Consider the following 21,251-nt stretch of genomic DNA (forward strand, 5'->3'; position numbering starts at 1 on the left):
AAGGGGGCCGCTCCTTCTTTTTGCTATGGAAAGCTGTACGCGCTACACGCTGTCACAGTAAGGCTGGCATCATAGCGTGACCACTGGCGCTTAGCGATGTGTGCCAGCAAAAAATCGAAAGGTACCCGTTAAGAGTAAGTTAAGCACACAAAAAAGCCGCGTAGATCAGAGATCTCGCAGCGTTATATTCTAACTTGCAATTAATGGTGCCCGGAGCCGGACTTGAACCGGCACGGAGTTACCTCCGAGAGATTTTAAGTCTCTTGCGTCTACCAATTTCGCCATCCGGGCAGTGTATCGCGGCTTTAAGGGCCATCGCTACACTGGAAATGGAGGCTGGAGTCGGAATCGAACCGGCGTACACGGAGTTGCAGTCCGCTGCATAACCACTCTGCCATCCAGCCTAACAAGTCATTGGCGTTAACCAAATTGGAGCGGGAAAGGAGATTCGAACTCCCGACCCTCGCCTTGGCAAGGCGATGCTCTACCACTGAGCTATTCCCGCTCGACTCGAGGGCGAATTATACGCATCGCTGCGCACTTGTCAAATAATCAATTTTCTAACGGGTTCAAAGAGCTACTGTGCTGTTTACGTAAGTACTGCTTACATGGAGCGGCTGAGGTGCGGCCAGGCGGCTTTTAGATACTGTGCCATTGACCACAGCGTTAGGGCAGCGGCGGCATAGAGGATAACGACCCCCACAAATGCAATTTCATGCGCGGGCGGAAAAGCCAGCAGCACGAGGATGGCGATCATCTGCAGCGTGGTTTTTAGTTTGCCGATCCAGGAGACCGCCACCATACCGCGTTTACCCATCTCCGCCATCCACTCCCGTAGGGCTGAAATGACGATCTCGCGGCCAATAATCACCAGTGCGGGAAGGGTAAGCACCAGCGTATCGAAACGCTCAATCAATAGCGCCAGTGCGACGGCGACCATGAGTTTGTCGGCCACAGGGTCCAAAAAAGCACCAAAGGGCGTCGATTGGTTCCAGCGGCGGGCAAGATAGCCGTCAAGCCAGTCGGTGACCGATGCCAGGGCAAATAGACCGGCGGCAACCGGCATACTCCAGCTAAATGGTAAGTAAAAAAGCACTACCAGTAGCGGGATAAAGACAATTCTTGCCAGTGTGAGTATGTTAGGTATGTTCATCGCAGGGCGCGATCCTTGCCGGAGAATCTGAAAGACGGAGTGTAATGTGCCAGGTCATTCTATCCCCCTTAGCGCATTGCATCCATGTTAAGAACAGGTTTATCCATTGAGCGCCGTATAAATGGCTTCTGCCAGGGCGGCATTAATGCCTGGCACCCTAACAAGCTCTTCACGGCTGGCCTTTTGTACACCCTGTAGGCCACCAAAGAAACGCAGCAGTTCGCGGCGGCGCTTTGGGCCGATGCCGGGAATATCCTGTAGGGTGGAGGTGCGCCTTGCCTTGTCCCGTGCGGCCCGATGGCCGGCAATAGCAAATCGGTGGGACTCGTCGCGGATATGCTGGATTAGGTGCAGTGCCGGAGAGGCGGGGTCCAGTGGTAGTGGGTTGTCGCTGCTCTCCAGGAAGAGCGTTTCCAGCCCTGCTTTGCGGGTGGTGCCTTTGGCAACGCCCAGCAGCAGAATACCGGTGACCGCTAGGTCGTTTAATACGCTCCGTGCCATGTTGAGCTGACCCTTACCGCCATCCACGATTAGGATATCGGGAGCCACCGCCTCACCGCTTTTAACCCGCTTGAGGCGACGGGTCAGGGCTTGCTGCATGGCGGCGTAGTCATCACCTGCTGCAACGCCTTCAATGCGAAAGTGGCGGTAGTCGCTTTTGCGTGGGCCTTGGTGGTCGAAGACCACGCAGGAAGCCACGGTTGCCTCACCTTGACTATGGCTAATATCAAAGCACTCAAGGCGTTCAGGCAGTTTGTCCAGCCCTAGCGCTTGCTGTAGCGCCTCAAAGCGTGCGGTGAGCTGGGTTTTGTTCGCCAGTTGGGAGGCAAGTTGCTGCTCAGCATTGGTCATGGCGAGGTGCTGCCATTGGGCGCGGTGCCCACGCACTTGGCTTGCCACTCTGACTTTTTTGCCCGCTTGTTGTGAAAGGGCATCGGCAATCAGGGAGCTATCTTCCAACGGGTGGCTGGTGATGACTTCCCCAGGCACGTTGTGCGGCTGGCCGAAGTAGTACTGGCTGACCACTTCGGTCAACAGCATTTCCGGCGATAAGTCTAGGTCGTTTTTGGGGGTATGGTGTCGAGCGCCTAGTAGGCGGCCATCGCGCACGCTTAGAATTGAAATGCCTATTGCACCAGGGCGCTGAGCCAAGGCGAAAACGTCGGCATCACCGCTCTCATTATCCACAAATTGGCGCTGCTGTAGCTGGCGTAGCTGCTGGATTTGGTCGCGTAGGCGGGCGGCTTCCTCGAAATTAAGCGCTTGGCTGGCGGCTTCCATCTCTTGGGTTAAGAGCTGGGTCACGTGCTCGCTTTTGCCTTCAAGGCACATCACCGCATGCTCGACATCCCGGCGATACTCCTCTTCGGAAATATAGCCGACACAAGGGGCGCTGCAGCGCTCTATCTGATACTGCAAGCAGGGGCGGGAGCGGTGGGCGAAAACGCTGTCTTCGCAGTTGCGGATGCGGAATATTTTCTGCATCAGCGTCAGGCTCTCTTTTACTGCGCCGCTACTGGGGTAGGGGCCAAGGTAGCGGCCGTCGCCACGGCGCTGGCGTGCCCGTTTATACTCAAGTGCCGGGTAAGGGTGGCGATCGGTGACAAACACAAACGGGTAGGATTTATCATCCCGTAGCAGAATATTGTAAGGTGGACGAAGCTCCTTGATTAATGTTTGTTCAAGCAGCAGTGCTTCGGTTTCGCTACGGGTGACGGTGATTTGGACATCCGCAATGCGTGCCACCATCGCCTGGGTTTTGGCATTGAGCTGGCCGCGGAAGTAGCTTGCCAGCCGTGCTTTCAAACGCTTCGCTTTACCAACGTAGAGCGTATTTTGCTCCTCATCCAGCATACGATAAACCCCGGGAGAGGTGCTGACAGAGCTTAAAAACTGCTTGGCATCAAAAGTCATGGCTGGGCAACGGAGCTCTTAAACGACAGAAGCAGCGATGGTAGGTCTATCCTATAGTGGCGTCAAAACCTTCGACTAGTCCGTGACGCAAGGCAAGGTGGGTGAGTTCGACATCGCTAGTGACGCGCAGCTTATCAAACAGGCGATAACGGTAAGTGTTGACGGTTTTAGGGCTAAGGTGTAGCCGGTCAGAGATATCTTGTACTCGCTGACAATTAACAATCATCAGCGCAATCTGTAACTCACGATCTGATAGTTGGTTAAACGGGCTATCTTCGTCGGTAAAGTGGGCAAGGGCGAGGCGTTGCGCAATTTCTTGGCTGATGTAACGCCCGTTGCGGAAGACCTGGCGGATAGCGTCAGTCATCTCTGCAGCATCAGCCCCTTTGCTTAAAAAACCCGATGCCCCTGCTTCAAGCATGCGCCGCAGCACGCTGTCTTCTAGGTGAGCGGTAAGAATAATGACTTTGATATCTGCTAGCGTGCGATGAATACGGCGTGTGGCCTCTAATCCTCCAATGCCAGGCATACGAATATCCATAAGGACAATATCGGGCTTTAGCTGTCGGCACTGAGCGACGGCGCTCTCGCCGTCATCTACTTCGCCCACAATTTTAATATCGGACTCTTCGTTTAGCAGGTGGGCGATGCTGGTTCTCACCAGGTGGTGATCATCGGCAATTAAAACGTTGATCAAAGGTCTGGCTCCTGCAGGTAATCATCGTGGACTCGGGCGATACACACGCTGCGAACCTATAGAGTGCCACAGCTTTTAGCAAAGGAGAATTAGTCGATATTGGTTTGCTTTAGTGCTTGACTCCTGAAAGGCTGTGGCTTAGTATTCGCCCCGCTGCACACGACAGGCAGCTTGTGGGGCCTTAGCTCAGCTGGGAGAGCGCAACACTGGCAGTGTTGAGGTCAGCGGTTCGATCCCGCTAGGCTCCACCATTATTCTATAAACGCCACGTTATTTATAACGTGGCGTTTTGCTATTTGTCAGTGTCCCTACTTGTTAGCGTCTCTACTTATATCACCCTTGTCTGTGAGCGCCTTCGGTGCTCGGTGTATAGGCGAGTAAAGAGCGTATAAAGCGAGCAAGAGAAAGTATAAAGCCAGCCCCGTCATACGGGCAGGGCTGGCAGAATGGCTATTCTTCAATCTTGCCGAGCAGCAGAAACTCAATAAGCGCCTTTTGGGCGTGTAGGCGGTTACCTGCTTCCTGCCATACCACTGCCCGCGGGTCATCCAGCAGCGTGTGGCTGATCTCTTCTCCCCGGTGGGCGGGTAGGCAGTGCAGGAACAGGGCATCGGGTTGAGCGGTGTCGAGCAGGGCTTCGGTCACCTGGAAGCCCGCAAAGTCGGCTTCCCGCTTCGCTTGCTCCTCCTCCTGCCCCATGGAGGCCCATACGTCGGTAGTGATTAAGTCAGCGCCCTTGGCCGCTTCCTGCGGGTCGTGGAGTAGAGTGACGCACTCTCCCGCAGCCGCCATGATGTCTTCGCGGGGTTCATAACCTTTCGGGCAGCAGACCCGCAGGTGGAAGCCGAATTGGCGGGCGGCGTTAATCCAGGAGTGGCACATATTGTTGCCATCGCCAATCCATACGGCGGTGCGGCCTTTAACGCTGCCGCGCAGCTCCGTCCATGTCATCACGTCTGCCAAGAGCTGGCAGGGGTGATAGTCGTCGCTTAATGCATTAATAACCGGCACGCTGCTGGCGCTGGCATAGGCTTCCAGGCCCTGATGGGAGAAGGTGCGAATCATGACCGCATCGACCATTTCGGACAGTACGCGTGCGGTGTCCTCAATCGGCTCGCCGCGTCCAAGCTGGGTGTCGCGGGGAGAGAGGAATAGCGCATGGCCGCCAAATTGGGCCATGCCGGTTTCAAAGGAGACACGGGTGCGGGTGGAGGATTTCTCGAAAATCATCGCCAGCGTGCGGTTGGGCAGCGGTGTGTACACGGGCCCGTTGGCTTTCAGGTCGGTTTTAATCTTGATGGCACGCTGAATCAAATACGCCAGCTCATCCGGGGTCAAATCCAATAGGGTAAGGAAATGGCGTGTCGCCATGATGACTCTCTCCGCGCAAAAACACCATCCTAGCGATGCGGCGGGGGATGCGCAACGCGGATAGCATGCGTAGAATGGCGACACGCGGTAAGGCCGAGTAGTTTGCTCAGGTATTGGTGCACACCGCCAAACCAAGGCATTGCTGGGTCGTGGGGTTAAAGCCGGTTAGCGAATTGCGTAAACTAGCTTGGATCACATCACTTGTTTAGGAGCACATCATGAGCACCACTGCCGAAAATATTCAGCGTCAAATCAGCGAAAACCCGATTTTGATCTATATGAAAGGTACTCCTCAGCTGCCCCAGTGCGGTTTCTCTGCGCAAACCGTGCAGGCGCTGATGAGCTGCGGCGAGCGTTTTGCCTTTGTTAACGTGCTGGATAACCCGGATATTCGCGCCGAGCTGCCAAAAATTGCCAACTGGCCGACCTTTCCCCAGCTTTGGGTAGAGGGCGAGCTAGTAGGCGGTTGCGATATCGTGATGGAGATGCATCAAAACGGCGAACTGGAAAAGCTGATTAAAGAAGCCGCCCAGCGTGCCAGTGCCGCTGAAGGCAGTGACAACGCCTAAGCGTGACGCCTTAAACCGTCCGGTTGGTGCCGGGCGGTTGGCGGGCTGCGGTGCAGCCGCTAGAATGGTGCTTAATTTAGCACCAATACTCGGCATCTACGGTGATATGCCCGCTTAGCATCGATAGTTAGCCCGCCTAAGGAAGTTTTGCTCAATGAGCTATCAGGTTCTGGCCCGCAAATGGCGGCCACGTACATTCCACGAGCTCGTGGGCCAGGCCCATGTTCAGCGCGCCCTGGTCAATGCCCTTGACCAGGGCCGTCTGCATCACGCCTACCTGTTTACCGGTACCCGAGGTGTCGGCAAAACCACGCTGGCACGCATTTTGGCAAAATGTCTTAACTGCACCGCCAATGGGCGTGGGGATGAGGGAATTACCTCAACACCCTGCGGCCAGTGCGACAGCTGCCAAGCTATCGATGAAGGCCGGTTTGTCGATTTAATCGAAGTGGACGCTGCGTCCCGCACCAAGGTGGAAGATACCCGCGAGCTGCTCGATAACGTTCAGTACGCGCCAACTCAGGGGCGCTACAAGGTCTACCTCATCGATGAGGTGCATATGCTCTCCACCAGCAGTTTTAACGCGCTGCTGAAAACCCTGGAAGAGCCGCCCCCGCACGTAAAATTCCTGTTGGCGACCACCGATCCCCAAAAACTCCCCGCCACGGTACTCTCCCGCTGCCTGCAGTTTACCCTGAAGCATATGCCTCCCGAGCGGGTGGTCGAGCACTTAACCTACGTGTTGGGCGAGGAGGGGGTTGAGTATGATGAAAGCGCGCTGTGGCTGTTAGGCAAGGCTGCCGAAGGCTCCATGCGCGATGCGATGAGCTTGACAGACCAGGCCATTGCCTTTGGCCAAGGTGCTGTTCGACATGCCGATGTGGCAGCAATGTTGGGTACGCTGGATCATCGTCATGTGCTTGCGTTGGTTGAGGCGCTAGCGGAGGTGGATGTTCAAAGGCTGTTGGCGGAAGTCGCCCAGCTGGCCGAGCAGGGGCCTGATTTTGCCGCCGTGTTGGATGAGCTAACGGCTATTCTCCACCGCCTGGCAGTGGCGCAAATGGTGCCCGACGCGGTGGATAATAGCCATGGTGACCGGGCAGAGATCCAACAGTTGGCCAGCCGGTTTACCGCTGAAGATATCCAGCTCTACTATCAGATTGGCATTCAGGGGCGTGGCGATATGGTGCACGCCCCCGACCTACGCAGCGCCTTGGAAATGACGCTGCTGCGAATGCTGGCTTTCCGCCCCCAGGGGGTGCCCAAGCCGCCAGCAACGCCTTTGCCGCTCCGCCGTGAGCCAGCGCCTGCTGCGAGTGAGGACGTGCCGGCACCTTCTGCCCCTCCAAGCGGGCCAGCTGAAAAAAAGCCTGAGCCTGCGCCCACAGCGGTGCAGGCGGCAGCACCAACGGATGCATCTACCGAGATACCTAGGCAGGCGGATGTGCCAGCGCCGCAACAGGAAGCGCCGCCCCCCTGGTCGCTTGAAGAAGTGGAGAGTGCCGCTACGCTCTCGCCAGAGCCAGAGCCAGCTTCTCCTGCAGCCGCTGCAATTAGGCAGCCTGAATCATTGGCTGCCGATGATCGCCTAACCCACGCTGCATGGTTAGCCTGTTTCGACGCCTTGGGTTTGGGTGGCCTGACACGCAATCTGGCAGCGCACTGCCAGTTGGAAAGCGATAATGGTGATGTCGTGGTGCTGCGGCTAGATCCTAGCCAATCTGCTATGCAGGCGGATGTACATAATGGCCGCATTGAACGGGCGCTTAAAGAGATGGGCTGGCCAAGACGAGTGCGGTTCAGCGTGGCGGCGCTGGATGCTACGCTGGAAACCCCTCGCCAGCAGGAAGAGCGCTTACAGCAGGAGCGTCATGCCCAGGCTGTTGATCTATTGCATCACGACCCCAATATTCAGAAGTTACAGCAGGCGTTTGGGGCTACGCTAATTGAGTCAACCGTAAAACCAACGCCAGAGCCACGTTCCTAGCGGCCGATGGCCCCTCTACTCGTTTGAATACTTTAGGAGAACACCGCATGTTTAAAGGCGGAATGGGCAACATCATGAAGCAAGCCCAAGAAATGCAGGAAAAAATGCAGCGCGTGCAAGAAGAAGTGGCCAAAGCCGAAGTGCACGGCGAAGCGGGTGCTGGCATGGTAAAAGTCACCATGAACGGCCGCCATGATGTTAGCAATGTCACGATCGACCCAAGCGTTTTGGAAGAGGATAAAGAGCTGCTGGAAGATTTACTGGCAGCCGCGGTCAACGATGCGGTGCGTAAAGTAGAAGCGAACTCCAAAGCGAAAATGGAAGAAGCGACGGCTGGGTTGAATCTGCCGCCCGGCTTTAAGATGCCGTTCTAAACCATGCGTTTTTCCCCGCTTGTTGAGCAGTTGATGGAGGCGTTTCGCGTGCTGCCAGGCGTTGGGCCAAAAACGGCCCAGCGCATGGCTATGCATTTGCTTGAGCGAGAACGCCCAGGAGGCCAGCGGTTAGCCGCGGTTATCCAGCAGGCGATAGAGGAAGTCGGTTATTGCCAGCGCTGCCGGACGCTTACCGAAGCCAACATCTGTGCGCTCTGCGAAAGCCCGCGCCGTGATGATGCGCTGTTATGCGTGGTTGAGTCGCCTGCGGATCAGCTAGCCATTGAAGAAGCCGGTGGCTTTCAAGGGCGCTACTTTGTGCTGCATGGTCATCTTTCGCCGTTAGACGGTATTGGCCCGGAAGCCATTGGACTGGACTTGCTCGAAAGCCGTGTGGCGGAAGGTGCCATCCGTGAAGTCGTGCTCGCTACCAACCCCACGGTAGAAGGCGAGGCGACTGCTCACTACATCGCTGCCCAACTGGCGCATTACGGTGTTGCCTTCTCACGTCTTGCTTATGGCGTACCGATGGGCGGTGAGCTGGAGTACGTGGATGGCGGCACCCTAAGCCGCGCTTTTAACGGTCGCCAGCCCTTTACTAGCGACTGACACTGATAATAAACGCAAGCGCTGATGCGGTTGTGCCAACCCGGAAGACTGCTTTGTCCTCTTCATCCTCTTCTTTGTATCAATGGATTGATAGTGCCGAGGCATTAGACGCCGCCTGTCAGCAGGTTGCCGATGCCGACGTTATCGCCCTGGATACGGAATTTTTCCGCGAGAATACGTTTTTCCCCGTACCGGCGCTGATTCAGTTCGCCAGTGATGAGGTAGCGTACTTAATTGACCCGCTAACCACACCCTGCACTGAGTCTTTCAAGGCGCTGCTACAAAATAGTGCGGTGAAGCTGCTGCACGCCTGTAGTGAAGACCTTGAGGTTTTCCAGCATTGGGCAGGTGTGCTGCCCACGCCTTTGGTGGATACCCAGGTTGCCCAGGCTTTTTTGGGTGAAAATCCGGGCATGGGATATCAAAAGCTGGTAGAGCAGTGGGTAGGTGAAACGCTACCGAAAGAGGAAACGCGCTCCAACTGGCTGGAACGCCCACTAACGCCGTCGCAGTGTGAGTATGCCGCGCTAGACGTTATTTATTTGTTAAAAGTGTGGGCGCTTCAAGCGGAAAAGCTAGAAGCGTTAGGACGGCGAGAGTGGGTAGACAGCGAGTGCGCTGGTTTAATTGAGCAGGCAGGGCGCAGCGTCGAAAACGACGGACAGTGGTATACCCGCCAGCGTCAGCTATGGCGCCTGGCCCCTCGCCAGTTGGAAGCCTACCGCTTACTGACTAAGTGGCGTGAAGGGGAAACCCGCCGCCGTGATCTGCCGCGTAATTGGCTGGTAAGCGATAAGCTACTGTTTGCAATTGCTGAAAAAATGCCTAAAAACCGCTACGAGCTAGCAGAGGTTGAAGGCGTGAAGCCAACGCTGGTTAAAAAAGAGGGTGACACCCTGTTAGCGTGGGTGAAGCAAGCCTTGCACTGCCCTGAAAGCGACTTGCCAGCGCGTTGGCCGGACCCGATGCATCCAGCGTTTAAGCGGCGCTTCAAAGCCGTAAAAAAGGTAGTAACCGACAAAGCTGCCGAGCTACATATTGCCCCTGAGATGCTGCTGCGTCGACGAGATATTGAGGCGTTGGTGATGCAGCAGCTTGCCGGTAAGCCGTTAGCGGAGTTGAGTGGCTGGCGCGATAGCTGCTTAACGCACGCTATTCACCAAGCGCTTGAGGAGTTATCTGAATGAGCGAAAAATTGCTATGCGAGATTTTTAAAAGCTCGCGCAAAGACGAAATGTACCTCTACGTGGATAAGCGTCGAGGTGTGGAGCCGGTTCCCGAGGTGCTGATGGAAACATTCGGCAAACCTATCCCCGTGCTTACCATGATCCTAACCGAAGATAAGCCGCTTGCTCGTGTTAAGGCCGCCGATGTCATGGCTGCTATTGAGGAGCAAGGGTTCTACCTGCAGATGCCTCCGGCCAAAGAGGCCTACCTATTAGATATTCATCGTGCACAGGCGGCGGAGCGTTCGTGAGGCGTGCAGACGCGTTGGCGGTGAGTGCCCAATGAACTTTCTAGCCCATGCATGGTTGGCCCAGCCAGGTGACGACGGCTTTCTGTACGGTAATTTAATTGCCGATGGAGTGAAAGGCAGCGATCTTTCCGCTTGGTCGTCAAACGTTGCCCGAGGCATTCGCCACCACCGACGGGTCGATGCGTGGGTGGATCAGCACCCCAACGTCGTAATGGCCAAGCAGCGCGCCCCTCAGGCACAAAGGCGTTATGCAGGCATTGCGTTGGATATTGTGTGGGATCATTTTATTTCTCGGCAGCAGGAGGGGGCGGCCCAGCACCAACTGATAGAGCGCTGCTACCGGTTGCTTGATGCATGGCCCGCACCGCAACGTCTGGCGACGATGATGCCCGTGCTGGTGAAGCAGGACTGGTTACGCCGTTACGCCGATTTTGATTTTACTTGCCGTGCGATATCAGGTATCGGGCAACGCCTTTCCGGCCCCAATCGACTGGCGGAATTAGTGCCCTGGCTGCACGAAGACTACACTGCGTTAGAAGCGGATTTTAGCGTGTTATGGAGCGAGTGCCGTGAGGCGCTGACCAGCGATGGTGCGGTGGGCTGAACCGCCAGGCTTAGCCTGTATCGAAATGTTTAACCGAGGCAATTAACGATGGAAACCGCGTTGCGCGAGCGTTTCTGGGAACGTTATACGCTTGAAGAGCTAACGCCCTTGGAGTGGGAAGCGCTGTGTGACGGCTGCGGCCAGTGCTGTTTGCTAAAACTGCACGATGATGAGACGCAGGAGCTGGCTATTCTTAATGTGGCGTGCCGCCTTCTGGATATTCATAGCTGCCAGTGTAGCGACTATGAACACCGCTTTGATAGCGTGCCCGACTGCACCCAGCTGACCCCGGCATTAGTAAAAGAGTTTACTTGGCTACCGCAAACCTGCGGCTATCGACGGGTAGCGGAAGGGCGTAAATTAGCCGGCTGGCACCCATTGCTGAGTAACGATGCTGAGCGTGTTCACCGTAAAGGTGTAAGCGTTAGAGGATTTGCTGTATCACAAGATGAAGTGCCAGAACGCCATCTTGAAGAGCATATTATTGCGGTGCTGCCGATGTCGTAACGTTGGCGTCCAATTCTATCAATTCTATCGCAGCCTTCCATGGCGTGCGCTTCAACCGCTGGCTAACACGCTTTAGCTGGCGGTTTTTATTTTGCTGCTATCCCAAATCGTTAGAAACATCTCTTTAAATGCTGAGGCTTGTGGCTTGATGGCCTTTTCCCTGGTTGCATGTACTTTGGCAGCCTTCAGAGGGGTATCCCAGATGGTTGGAAACTGTTCCTGATTTTTCATCGTATCACTCCTAGCCGTAGGCTATATAGACATTGGTATAAGAAACTTATGGCTAGTATGCCGCAAAAAATATTTTATGGAAAGTATTTTCATAAAATAGATGGCGTAAAAAAAGCAGCGCCTCGGCGCTGCAGGTAGCCGTATTGATGGTGGGATTAAAGAGCAGTTTGATGCTGTACTGCTAGCCAGCGGGTCAGTGCCTCAAATGGCATCGGCTTGGCAAATAAATAGCCTTGCAGTACATCGCAATTCAGTGTCAGAAGGTGCTGCTGCTGCGCGCTGCTCTCTACCCCCTCAGCCACTACATTCAAGTCTAAGTGATGGGCAAGGGCGATAATTCCCTGGACAACAGCGGCATCTTTAGTGCTATCCACAATGTCTATGATAAAACTGCGGTCAATTTTTATCTTGTCGATAGGCAAGTGGCGCAGATAGCTCAGGCTGGAAAAGCCGGTGCCAAAGTCATCAATGGCGATGCTAATCCCCATACCTCGCAGCGCATGGAGCGTATCAATCGCTGCCTCGGTATCATTCATCAAAATGCCTTCTGTCAGCTCAAGCTCTAGCGCGGTAGCTGGCAGGCCAGTGGTTTCTAGGGTTTTGCGCAGTGAGCTTAAAAAGCTAGGGCGATGGAACTGCAGGGGAGATAGGTTCACTGCGATTCGGCAATGGCTAGGTAATAGAGGCTGAAGCTTCAAGAAATCCTTAGCGGCGCACTCCATTACCCACTGGCTTAACCCGATGATCTGCCCTGTCTCTTCGGCAATAGGAATGAATAGCCCTGGTGGGATGGGGCCCTTGATAGGGTGATTCCAGCGGACTAATGCTTCAAAGCCATGCACATTGCCATCACGGGTGAATAGTGGCTGATAGTGCAGCTCAAACTGCTCCTGGGCGATGGCTTCTTGCAAGTCGTTACGCAGTGTTACCCGTTGGGTAAGTTTGTGGTTAATATCGTAGGTAAACGTTTGCAGGGTGTTGCGGCCTTGCTGCTTAGCTTTATACATGGCCATATCGGCCTGTTGTAGCAGAGTCGCAGGGTTATCCAGTGTTTCATCGCTGAGCGCGATCCCAATACTGGCAGAGAGATAGAGTTCATGCCGGTCAATTCGGTACGGCTTGGCTAGTTCAAGGAGTAGGCGTTCGGCAATTTCTTGCGCGTGGTTCGAGTCATTTAAGTCGGGTAATAAAAGAACAAACTCATCGCCTCCAAAGCGGCACAGTGTATCGGTAGGGCGGATAACTTCTTCTAAGCGCCTAGCGACATGGATCAATACTTGATCGCCGACGGTATGGCCAAGGGTGTCGTTGATTGGTTTGAATTCGTCAAGGTCAATAAAAAGCACTGCTAATTTCTGATGATGACGTCTTGCTAAATCAACATCATGTTGGAGGCGGTCTTCAAAAAGTGCGCGGTTGCCAAGTCCGGTTAGGGCATCGTGGGTAGCGTGGAACGCCAGTGCATTTTCATGGTCTTTGCGCTCGGAAATATCATTAATAATGCCGACAAAGTGGGTAGCTTGGCCGTTGCTGTCTCGCACGGGTGAAATAAATATATTGTTCCAGAATGCGCGGCCATCTTTATGATAGTTGCGAATCGTTAAGCTGATATCTCGCTGCTGAATCAGGGCTTGGGTTATCTCATGAATTTGATTGGGGTCGGTATCTGGCCCTTGTAAAAATCGACAGTTACGATTTTGTACTTCTTCTAGTTCATAGCCCGTAATCTCTACAAAGGCAGGGTTAACGTAGATAATGGGAAAATCATCTGCACGCGCTTCACAAATCAGTACGCCGTTGCTGCTCGCTTCTAGGCTGCGCTGAAAAATACGCAGCTGTTCCTCATGATGGCGCAGCGCTGTCATCTCCTTCACTACGCCATATACCCCTACAACACTCTCCATCACCACAGTGGGTAAAAATGAAATATTGACATAATGAACGACGTCTGAACGACTAGTTATTTCAATTTCAAAGCGTTGGGCAATGCCGGTTAGTGCTTGGTTAAAGGCATGATTGACCGTTTCATGCTGCTCGATCGACACCATCGCGTAGAGGTGACTGCCAATGATATCGGCTTCGTTAATGGCTAGTAGCGTCAGCAAAGATTGGTTGACGCTTTGAAAATAACCATCCACATCCAACGAGAACACGCCGTCAGGGTTTTGTGTGAATAAAGACCTGAAGCGCTGTTCGCTATCTTGTAGTGTCTGCTGGTGGTTATGGCGCTCTATAGCAAGGCGCATCAATCTTAGCGCGCTTGGTAATAGCGTGGGTTCAATATTGTCGGCGGTATGTAGTTGGCTAGGGGCTTCTTTAGTTAGTAGTGCTAAGGTGCCAAGCGGTAGCGTTTCGCTGCTATTGAGTACATGGAGAGTCGCTTGGGTATAACCATGTTGGTAGGCGAGCTGTTCAAAGGCAGTCGCGTCGCAGCTGTCCGTTAGTGGCAGTGTTGTTTTCAGTAAACCTTGCTGATGCAGTTCGGTTGCTAGAGAGATAGCGCTTTCGTTAAACGACACCGACTCCTGTAGGGCAAAAGGAAGGGTGCAGGAGAGTAGTTCGACCCGATAGGTGGCTGTACTGTCCAAGCGCCAAATAGCGACATGTAGATGTTTGCCTTGCTGTTCAAGTAGTCGACAAATCTGGAGTAGGGTGGCGCTGCAGGGTTCGTTCCGAGCGATCATCGCTTGAATGCGGTGCTGGTCTTCGAGCGCCTCCTTTGCTTTCGCAAGCTCCAGCGTGCGCTGTGTGCGTGCGGCCATCAGGGCGAGGCTAAGTACGAGCTGGTAGGTCAGTAGTAGGCCAGAAAGCCCTACTCCTGCCGCAATAAAGTTGGCGAGATCAAACGTTGAATCCGCACGAGGCATAAGGCTCACGTGCAGGGTGGCCTCTCCAGGAAGCGCAAGCTGCTGTTCAATTAACGGGAGAACTTCTGGCTGTGTGCTAAGTGGGGTTAGCTGGCCGTCCGTAGAGGCTAAGTAGCCGCCATGATGACGGATGTATAAATTAAACGCCTGTTCTGCCATGTTGGCTTCACGCGTAACTAGGCTAGCAATATCAATGACGGCAATGAGTTGATAACGCTCTGCATTTGTGGGCTTGATAGCGAGTAGGGCTAATTCAGGACGTGATGAGTCAGGTAGCAGCCACTGAATAGGCTGTTGTTGGTGGTTAAGCCAGCGTAGTACGGGTAAGCTAATTAACTGATCATCCAGCCATAATAGATCTCGCCCTTGCTGGGCACGACGCCAAGTATCCCTGGTGTTGGGGTTTAAGTAGGCGAGTGCCAAGATGCTGGGATAATCACTCCAGTAACGTGCTATTTCACGTTGGCGTGACGCGTCATCTTCAAACACTTCTTGCCAGCGCACTGCTAAGCGTTCAAGCACAACTGCCCGTGAGCTGAGTGTGCGCTCAATACTGGTTGTAACGCTATCCAGTGTATTTTGAGCCTCTAGGCGTGTGGTTTCATACTGGTTCCAGCTAATTAAAAACCAAGCACCCATACTTAAACTAACGCCGGCTATGCCTGTCGCTACGGCCGATTTGCTAAGTGAGGTGGCAAGATGTGGCACTTGACGGCTAACCATTCCCATTGCTAATCCAAACGAGAAACAGAGTAATCCCGGGATGAGTGCGCTTGCCCTAGGTAGCCAGGGTGGTAATGGCAATCCTGCTTGATAGGCCAGTGTAATACTGCCAATTAGCCATAAAACGCCCCCTCCGAGCTGCCATACACGCCGTTGCCACGTGCCTTGGGGGCCAACCCATAAACAAAATGCAGCAAGAATGAGTGTGGGTACTGCCTGGGAAGGTAGCCGAGGCTGAGCGGTTAGCCAGGAGCTGCCGGTACCTGCGTCCGCTATATTGTGCGCTAAGGTGTAAAACGCCAGGATGGCTAAGCAAACGCCGGACACTCGGCGCCACTTAGGCAAATTTGCCATTACCGCACTGAGGCCTAAGCCACATAAAAGGATAACCAGTGAGCTATCGGGCAATACAGCCAATGCTTGAGGTTGCGGCAGGCTGGGTGTAACGCCAAAGATAAGGCTAGCCCCACCGATAATCACAGTGGTTGTCAGCAGCATCAGTGAACCTGTCTGAAGTGCTAACTCACGGTTATGTGCATCCATTGTAGGAGAGTCATCTAAGGCGAGGTGGGAGGGAGAAGCGCTGTAATGCCCATAGGCAATAGTCTCAGCGAATGTGAGCAGTGGCAAGTTATAAATAAAGGTTAGTAAGCATGCGCATATAATGCTTTTTTGCTGTAAGTGAGTAGTACGAAATGTTGAGATACCTTTCTAAGCTGTACTACTTACAGTTATCGTTTGCTTTTTCTACTATTTACGGCTTTGTGGCCGCCATAAATAGTAGAATGCGTCAGTGGTTTCTGGCTAAAACCGTATGGAGAGGTGGGCGAATCACGTTAGTGAGTACAGCGCTCTGGCGCTGCTAGCCCCAGCGCCCACAGAATAAAGGCATCTTGACGAGCGGTATCGCGCCACGCTTTAAACCTCCCTGACGCACCGCCATGGCCGCTACTCATATCGGTATGTAGCAGAATGGGGGCCTCCCCCTGCTGTGCCTGGCTTACCCGGGCATAAAATTTGGCTGGTTCCCAGTAGCTGACCCGGGTATCGAACCAGCTACCCTCAATCCAAAGGGCGGGGTAACGCTGCGGGCGAATGTTGTCGATGGGGGAGTAGCCGGCAATACGCTTGGCCACCTCAGGTGATTCAGGATTGCCCCACTCGGTATACTCGGCAGTGGTTAACGGTAGGTCAGGATTCTGCATAGTGCGCAGCACATCCAAGAATGGCACATCCAGCACCGCCGCACAGAAAGCCTCCGGTGCTCGGTTAAGGCAGGTACCGACCAGTAGCCCACCCGCGCTGGCGCCACAGGCAACCATTCGCTCCGGCTGGCTGATGTTGGCGGCCACTAGGGCGTCACGGGCAGCTAAAAAGTCGTGAAAGCTGTTCTCTTTATTGGCCATCTTGCCATCTAAGTACCACGGTTCGCCGCGCTCGCCGCCTCCGCGCACATGGGCCACGGCAAAGGCTACGCCGCGCTCCAAAAGCTCCAGGCGGGCAATGGAAAACCAGGGGTCTAGCGCTTCGCCGTAAGCGCCATAGCCATAAAGCACTGTTGGCAGCGGCTGGCCTGCCAGGTCTGCCCGCATCACCACAGATACTGGCACCTGTTCGCCATCGTGGCTGGTGGCCCACACTCGGCGGCTGATTAACTGGTCGGGCGCGAGGCTGCCGTGAACGGGCACTTCCTTGAGCAGCCTGCGCTCACCGCTATCCAGATCTAGGGCATACCAGCTTGGTGGGCGGGTAAAGGACTCTTCGCGTAAATGCAGCGTGCGCGCATCGAAGTGGGGCGAATCTTCCAATAGCTGTGAGCAGGGCGTTTCCGGTAGATCTATGTAGCCATCGAAGAGCACATGATGGTGATCATCCAGTTCCAAGCGTCGAAGCACTACCTGCGCGTCTCGGTGGCTGCGCTCGGCCAGTATCAGCCCCCATGTAAAGGCATCAACGCCTTCTAGCGTGGCATCATCACGGTGAGCGATCAGCGGCTGCCACTCCCCGTGTGGCTCGCTCAGTGAATCGCTGCGGATGTCTAGCTGAAAGTGTGGCCCCGCTTGGTTATGCAGGCGGTAGAAGGTGCCGGGGCGATGGTCGATACTCACCTCGATACCCGGTTGGCGAGCATGCAGGCACGTGGGGTGGGCGGCAGGTTGGTCGGCGGGCAGGACGAGCACTTCCGTGGTCTCTTTCGAGCCGGTCTCGATCATTAACCATGCTTTCGAGCGCGCTTTGCCCACGCCGACCCAAAATTCAGGGTCGGCTTCACGATAGATCAGTTCGGGAGCTGGCTGGGCCGCATTCTCAGCAAATGCCACCCATAGCCGCCATAAGCTATCAGGGCGCTGGGTATCGTCAAAGCGGGTAAAGAGCAGGGTGGCGCCGTCCGCGTTTTGGTCTTCCGCCCAGCAAACGCCAGGGCCGATATCGCTAAGCAGTTGGCGTGGCGTGCCGTTGGGTAGTGCTTTTAGCCAGAGCGTGAAGCGCTCGTCGCCTTGGGTATCCTCGGTCCAGGCGAGCCACTGCTCATCCGGCGAGAGCGCCATATCTCCCATGTCGTAGAACGGCTGCCCGGCAGCGCGCTCGCGAACGTCTAAAAAGCAGGTTTTTTGCTCAGGTTGGCCGTTGGGATAGCGCCACCAGCAGGGGTAGTCATCCTCGGCACCGGTCTCGCTCCAGAACGTGAAGTGGTCCAATGTTGTCTCTAGGCTTTTCACGGCAAGCTCACGGCGCGCTAAGTGCGAGCGGTAGAGCGACTCTGCCAGCGGTGAGAGCGGTGCAAACCAGTCGGCATGCTGCTGGTTGGCTGCTGAAAGAAAATTGCCGACGTCAGCGCTATCACGGGCTTCTAACCAGTGCCATTCAGGATCATCGGCGCGATAATAGCGCGCCACGGGCGAGCCTTCGTGCATACCAGGCTGTGCTTTCATAAATTGATAGGTACCATAACGGGAAATCAACGTTGGGTGCTTCCACCCACATGAGGGGTATTATGCTGTTTGCAGACTCAATGTCACTGCTGTGGTTAAGTTATTACGGCCTTTCACTGCTGGTACTGCTAGCTGTTTATTTTGCACTGGCGTTATTGCCACGCCTGCCGCGCTTGGTCATCACATGGTGTGTGGCTGGCGCGATGTGGATGCCCGCTAGCTATCGGCTGCCGCTAGTAGAAGAGGGGGAGTTCTACAGCGGCTGGGCCCCATCTGCCATGGTAGCGGCAGTGGGGGTTCTTGAGCATAGTGCCAGCGCTCTGCGCAATGGTCTGCTTTGGGTAGTCTTAGGGGTAGTACTAGGTGCGGGAGTTAGTGTTGCACTGTGGTGGTGGCGTCGCCCTGCGCCTATTGAGGAAGCACCTTCCCGCCGTCAAGTGGAGGATGACCCGCAGCCCACTCGCCGCCGCGAGCCGGTAATCCGTTAATAATGTGGCAGGCTGTTAGGGAGTGGGCCAATGTGTGAGTTACTGGGTATGAGTGCCAATGTACCCACTGATATCTGTTTTAGCTTTTCAGGCTTTTTACATCGCGGTGGGGGCACCGGCCCTCACCGCGATGGCTGGGGCATTGCCTTTTATGAAGAGGGCGGCTATCGCGAATTTCGAGACCCACACCCCTCAGTGGATTCGCCGATTGCCCGCTTAATATGTGATTACCCCATTAAATCCAACGTGGTGATTAGCCATATTCGCCAAGCCAACGTAGGCGGCGTGCGGCTGGCCAATACCCACCCGTTTACCCGTGAAATGTGGGGGCGGCCCTGGTGCTATGCCCATAATGGCCAGCTGAGTAACTGGCAGGAGCTGCCCTTGGGAGTTTACACCCCGGTTGGCAGCACCGACAGTGAACACGCTTTTTGCTGGTTAATGGGCGAACTGAGGCGGGCCTTTCCTACTCCTCCTGCTGCCCCAGAGCCGCTATGGCAAAAGCTGCATGGCCTTTGTGAGCAGCTAAGGGGGCTAGGCGTTTTTAATTTATTGCTGTCGGATGGTATTTACCTTTACAGCTACTGCTCGACCAAGCTGGCGCACATTACCCGGCGCGCACCTTTTGGAGAAGCAGAGCTATCCGATGCGGAAATGACCGTTAATTTTGTTGAGCACACCACTCCCAACGATATTGTCTCTGTAATTGCCACCGAGCCGCTAACCCATAATGAGGCGTGGCAGCGTATGGTACCCGGTGAGCTACTGGTGTGGCGGGAGGGTGAAATTAAGGCCCGTTACTGCCCGTAACGTCAGCTATGCTTTTACGTGGGGTCCACCGCAAAATGCCATGATGTAAAGGGCTGATATAAGCTAAAGTTGAAACGTAGGTTTCAATCGACCGTTTTACAGCCCGCTAATCGTCGTATATCGTTGACGTTTTAGTCTCTTTCTTTAGCCTCGCCACAATAACAAGGTCGGTCTAACATCGACACGGATAGCGGAGATTGCCCATGAGCGACAATGCCAGCACCTCAATTTTACGCGGCCCAGCGCTTGAAGGGTTGGATCAGTACAACTCTATTACGGATGTTTTTCATTCCGCGGTTACGCGCTTCACTAATAAGCCTGCGTTTACCTGCATGGGCAAAACGCTCACCTTTGCCGATCTTGACCGCTTGTCTGCTGACTTTGCTGCTTGGCTACAGCATGAAACCGACCTAGTGCCCGGCGACCGTATTGCGATTCAACTACCTAACGTGCTGCAGTTCCCCGTGGCGGTGTTTGGTGCGCTGCGTGCGGGGTTGGTCGTCGTGAATACCAACCCACTTTATACCGAGCGGGAGATGGCCCATCAGTTTAAGGACGCCAATGCCAAGGCCATCGTGATTCTGGCCAATATGGCCGACAAACTGGAAAAAGTGCTCGATAAAACGGATATCAAACACGTACTGGTGACCCAGCTAGGCGACCTGCACGATGTGCCCAAGCGGTGGCTAATCAATGCCGTGGTCAAACACGTCAAAAAAATGGTGCCCGCCTACTCACTACCCGGCGCAGTAGGCTTTCGGGATGCGCTGAACAAAGGCGCCGCTCTGACACACACGCCTGCCGAACGCAACATGGACGACTTGGCAGCGCTGCAGTACACCGGCGGCACTACCGGTATGCCCAAGGGGGCGATGCTGACCCATCGCAACCTGGTGGCCAATATGCTTCAGGCGCGCTCGGCGATTGGCGAGCATCTCACGGATGGCGAAGAGCTGGTGATTGCACCGCTGCCCGTGTATCACATCTACACCTTTACCGTTAACTGCCTATTCCTGATGGAGACCGGCAACCACTCACTGCTAATCACCAACCCCCGTGACCTGCCCAATTTTGTGAAAGAGCTCAAAGGGCTGCCGTTCACTGGCTTTATCGGCCTCAACACGCTGTTTAACGCACTGTGTAACCGGGACGATTTCAAGCAGCTCGATTTCTCTAAGCTGAAGTTGACTATCTCAGGCGGCATGGCGTTGACCAAAGCGGCTGCCCAGCGTTGGGAGGAAACCACCGGCTGCCCGGTTGCCGAAGGTTACGGTCTCACCGAAACGTCGCCCATTGTCAGCTTTAACCCCAACGACGCCATTCAGCTAGGTACGATTGGCAAGCCGGTCGCGGGTACTGCGGTAAAAGTAGTCGATGCTGATGGTAACGACGTGCCGTTTGGCGAGGCGGGTGAGCTGTGTGTGCAGGGCCCGCAGGTGATGAAAGGGTACTGGCAGCGTGATGAGGAAACACGCAATGCTATCGATGAAGACGGCTGGTTCCATACCGGTGACATTGCCGTACTGCAGGATGACGGCTACATCAGAATCGTCGACCGTAAGAAAGACATGATTCTAGTGTCGGGTTTTAACGTCTACCCCAATGAGGTCGAAGACGTGGTAGCTGCCCATCCCGACGTGCTGGAAGCCGCCGCCGTGGGGGTGGCCGATGAGAATGCCGGTGAAGCAATCAAGCTATTCGTTGTTTCTAAAAACAGCCAGTTAGAAGCGGAAACTCTGCGGGCATGGTGTAAAAAAGAGCTGACGGGCTATAAAGTGCCTAAATACATTGAATTTCGTGACGAGCTACCCAAGACTAATGTAGGCAAAGTGCTAAGACGCCAACTGCGTGACCAAGAAGTGGATAAGGCCCAATAAGGCTTAAACACTCGGTCAACCTGGCGTTAGGCGTCTCGTTCGCGAAAGCGTTACAATGGT

18 protein-coding genes and 4 tRNA genes are annotated in these 21,251 nt (G+C 54.6%); 12 read left to right on the top strand and 10 right to left on the bottom strand.

Features of this window, described 5'->3' with window-relative positions; translation table 11 throughout:
- Nucleotides 1-204 precede the first annotated feature (204 nt).
- From LG300_RS04905 to uvrY, 6 genes are all read right to left on the bottom strand, one after another.
- A tRNA-Leu gene (locus LG300_RS04905) sits at nt 205-291 on the bottom strand.
- Nucleotides 292-330: 39 nt separating this feature from the next.
- A tRNA-Cys gene (locus LG300_RS04910) sits at nt 331-404 on the bottom strand.
- 26 nt (nt 405-430) lie between these two features.
- A tRNA-Gly gene (locus LG300_RS04915) sits at nt 431-505 on the bottom strand.
- Nucleotides 506-604: 99 nt separating this feature from the next.
- Nucleotides 605-1,153, bottom strand: a complete 549-nt coding sequence (gene pgsA / locus LG300_RS04920; RefSeq protein ID WP_404377275.1) for a CDP-diacylglycerol--glycerol-3-phosphate 3-phosphatidyltransferase — start codon at nt 1,151-1,153, stop codon at nt 605-607.
- 99 nt (nt 1,154-1,252) lie between these two features.
- Nucleotides 1,253-3,067 (bottom strand): excinuclease ABC subunit UvrC, encoded by a 1,815-nt coding sequence (uvrC, locus tag LG300_RS04925; RefSeq protein ID WP_404377277.1) that lies wholly within the window; start codon nt 3,065-3,067, stop codon nt 1,253-1,255.
- Between the two features lie 46 nt (nt 3,068-3,113).
- Nucleotides 3,114-3,764, bottom strand: a complete 651-nt coding sequence (gene uvrY / locus LG300_RS04930; protein ID WP_404377278.1) for a UvrY/SirA/GacA family response regulator transcription factor — start codon at nt 3,762-3,764, stop codon at nt 3,114-3,116.
- A gap of 175 nt (nt 3,765-3,939) precedes the next feature.
- Between uvrY and LG300_RS04935 the strand changes: the two genes are divergently transcribed.
- Nucleotides 3,940-4,015, top strand: a tRNA-Ala gene (locus LG300_RS04935).
- Nucleotides 4,016-4,214: 199 nt separating this feature from the next.
- Here the strand turns inward: LG300_RS04935 and argF are convergent.
- Entirely contained in the window at nt 4,215-5,135 is a 921-nt protein-coding gene (gene argF / locus LG300_RS04940; protein ID WP_404377279.1) for an ornithine carbamoyltransferase, read from the bottom strand.
- Between the two features lie 218 nt (nt 5,136-5,353).
- On the opposite strand from argF, the gene grxD reads away from it, so the two are divergent.
- The 8 genes from grxD to LG300_RS04980 all read left to right on the top strand — a co-directional run bounded on the left by grxD (nt 5,354) and on the right by LG300_RS04980 (nt 11,262).
- Entirely contained in the window at nt 5,354-5,704 is a 351-nt protein-coding gene (gene grxD / locus LG300_RS04945; RefSeq protein WP_404377280.1) for a Grx4 family monothiol glutaredoxin, read from the top strand.
- Nucleotides 5,705-5,858: 154 nt separating this feature from the next.
- Nucleotides 5,859-7,691 (top strand): DNA polymerase III subunit gamma/tau, encoded by a 1,833-nt coding sequence (gene dnaX, locus LG300_RS04950; RefSeq protein WP_404377281.1) that lies wholly within the window; start codon nt 5,859-5,861, stop codon nt 7,689-7,691.
- Nucleotides 7,692-7,738: 47 nt separating this feature from the next.
- Nucleotides 7,739-8,065 (top strand): YbaB/EbfC family nucleoid-associated protein, encoded by a 327-nt coding sequence (locus LG300_RS04955; protein WP_404377282.1) that lies wholly within the window; start codon nt 7,739-7,741, stop codon nt 8,063-8,065.
- 3 nt (nt 8,066-8,068) lie between these two features.
- Nucleotides 8,069-8,674, top strand: coding sequence for a recombination mediator RecR (gene recR / locus LG300_RS04960; protein ID WP_404377283.1), 606 nt, complete (start codon nt 8,069-8,071; stop codon nt 8,672-8,674).
- Between the two features lie 53 nt (nt 8,675-8,727).
- Complete coding sequence (gene rnd / locus LG300_RS04965) at nt 8,728-9,861, top strand: ribonuclease D (protein WP_404377284.1); 1,134 nt, start codon at nt 8,728-8,730, stop codon at nt 9,859-9,861.
- Entirely contained in the window at nt 9,858-10,151 is a 294-nt protein-coding gene (locus LG300_RS04970; RefSeq protein WP_404377285.1) for a YcgL domain-containing protein, read from the top strand. Before rnd ends, LG300_RS04970 begins: the two co-directional genes overlap by 4 nt.
- A gap of 31 nt (nt 10,152-10,182) precedes the next feature.
- Nucleotides 10,183-10,755, top strand: coding sequence for an ACP phosphodiesterase (locus tag LG300_RS04975; RefSeq protein ID WP_404377286.1), 573 nt, complete (start codon nt 10,183-10,185; stop codon nt 10,753-10,755).
- Between the two features lie 48 nt (nt 10,756-10,803).
- Nucleotides 10,804-11,262: a YcgN family cysteine cluster protein gene (locus LG300_RS04980; protein WP_404377287.1), complete on the top strand. Its 459-nt coding sequence runs from the start codon at nt 10,804-10,806 to the stop codon at nt 11,260-11,262.
- Between the two features lie 72 nt (nt 11,263-11,334).
- On the opposite strand, the gene LG300_RS04985 is transcribed toward LG300_RS04980, so the two are convergent.
- The 3 genes from LG300_RS04985 to LG300_RS04995 form a co-directional block, all read right to left on the bottom strand.
- A complete protein-coding gene (locus LG300_RS04985; protein WP_404377288.1) occupies nt 11,335-11,493 on the bottom strand; it encodes a hypothetical protein in 159 nt (52 codons plus the stop codon).
- Nucleotides 11,494-11,648: 155 nt separating this feature from the next.
- Nucleotides 11,649-14,999 carry a putative bifunctional diguanylate cyclase/phosphodiesterase gene (locus LG300_RS04990; protein WP_404377289.1) on the bottom strand — a complete coding sequence of 1,117 codons (3,351 nt, stop codon included), beginning with the start codon at nt 14,997-14,999 and terminating at the stop codon, nt 11,649-11,651.
- A 920-nt stretch (nt 15,000-15,919) separates the two neighbouring features.
- Entirely contained in the window at nt 15,920-18,016 is a 2,097-nt protein-coding gene (locus tag LG300_RS04995) for a S9 family peptidase (protein ID WP_404377290.1), read from the bottom strand.
- Nucleotides 18,017-18,078: 62 nt separating this feature from the next.
- Here LG300_RS04995 and LG300_RS05000 point away from each other — a divergent pair, with 62 nt between their 5' ends.
- The 3 genes from LG300_RS05000 (at nt 18,079) to LG300_RS05010 (ending at nt 21,191) form a co-directional block, all read left to right on the top strand.
- Nucleotides 18,079-18,504 carry a hypothetical protein gene (locus tag LG300_RS05000; protein WP_404377291.1) on the top strand — a complete coding sequence of 142 codons (426 nt, stop codon included), beginning with the start codon at nt 18,079-18,081 and terminating at the stop codon, nt 18,502-18,504.
- A gap of 30 nt (nt 18,505-18,534) precedes the next feature.
- Nucleotides 18,535-19,314, top strand: coding sequence for a class II glutamine amidotransferase (locus tag LG300_RS05005; RefSeq protein ID WP_404377292.1), 780 nt, complete (start codon nt 18,535-18,537; stop codon nt 19,312-19,314).
- A 203-nt stretch (nt 19,315-19,517) separates the two neighbouring features.
- Entirely contained in the window at nt 19,518-21,191 is a 1,674-nt protein-coding gene (locus tag LG300_RS05010) for an AMP-binding protein (protein ID WP_404377293.1), read from the top strand.
- The last annotated feature ends 60 nt before the right edge of the window (nt 21,192-21,251 follow it).

It is taken from the genome of Vreelandella aquamarina, from assembly GCF_044805175.1.
Taxonomy (GTDB): Bacteria; Pseudomonadota; Gammaproteobacteria; order Pseudomonadales; family Halomonadaceae; genus Vreelandella; species Vreelandella aquamarina_B.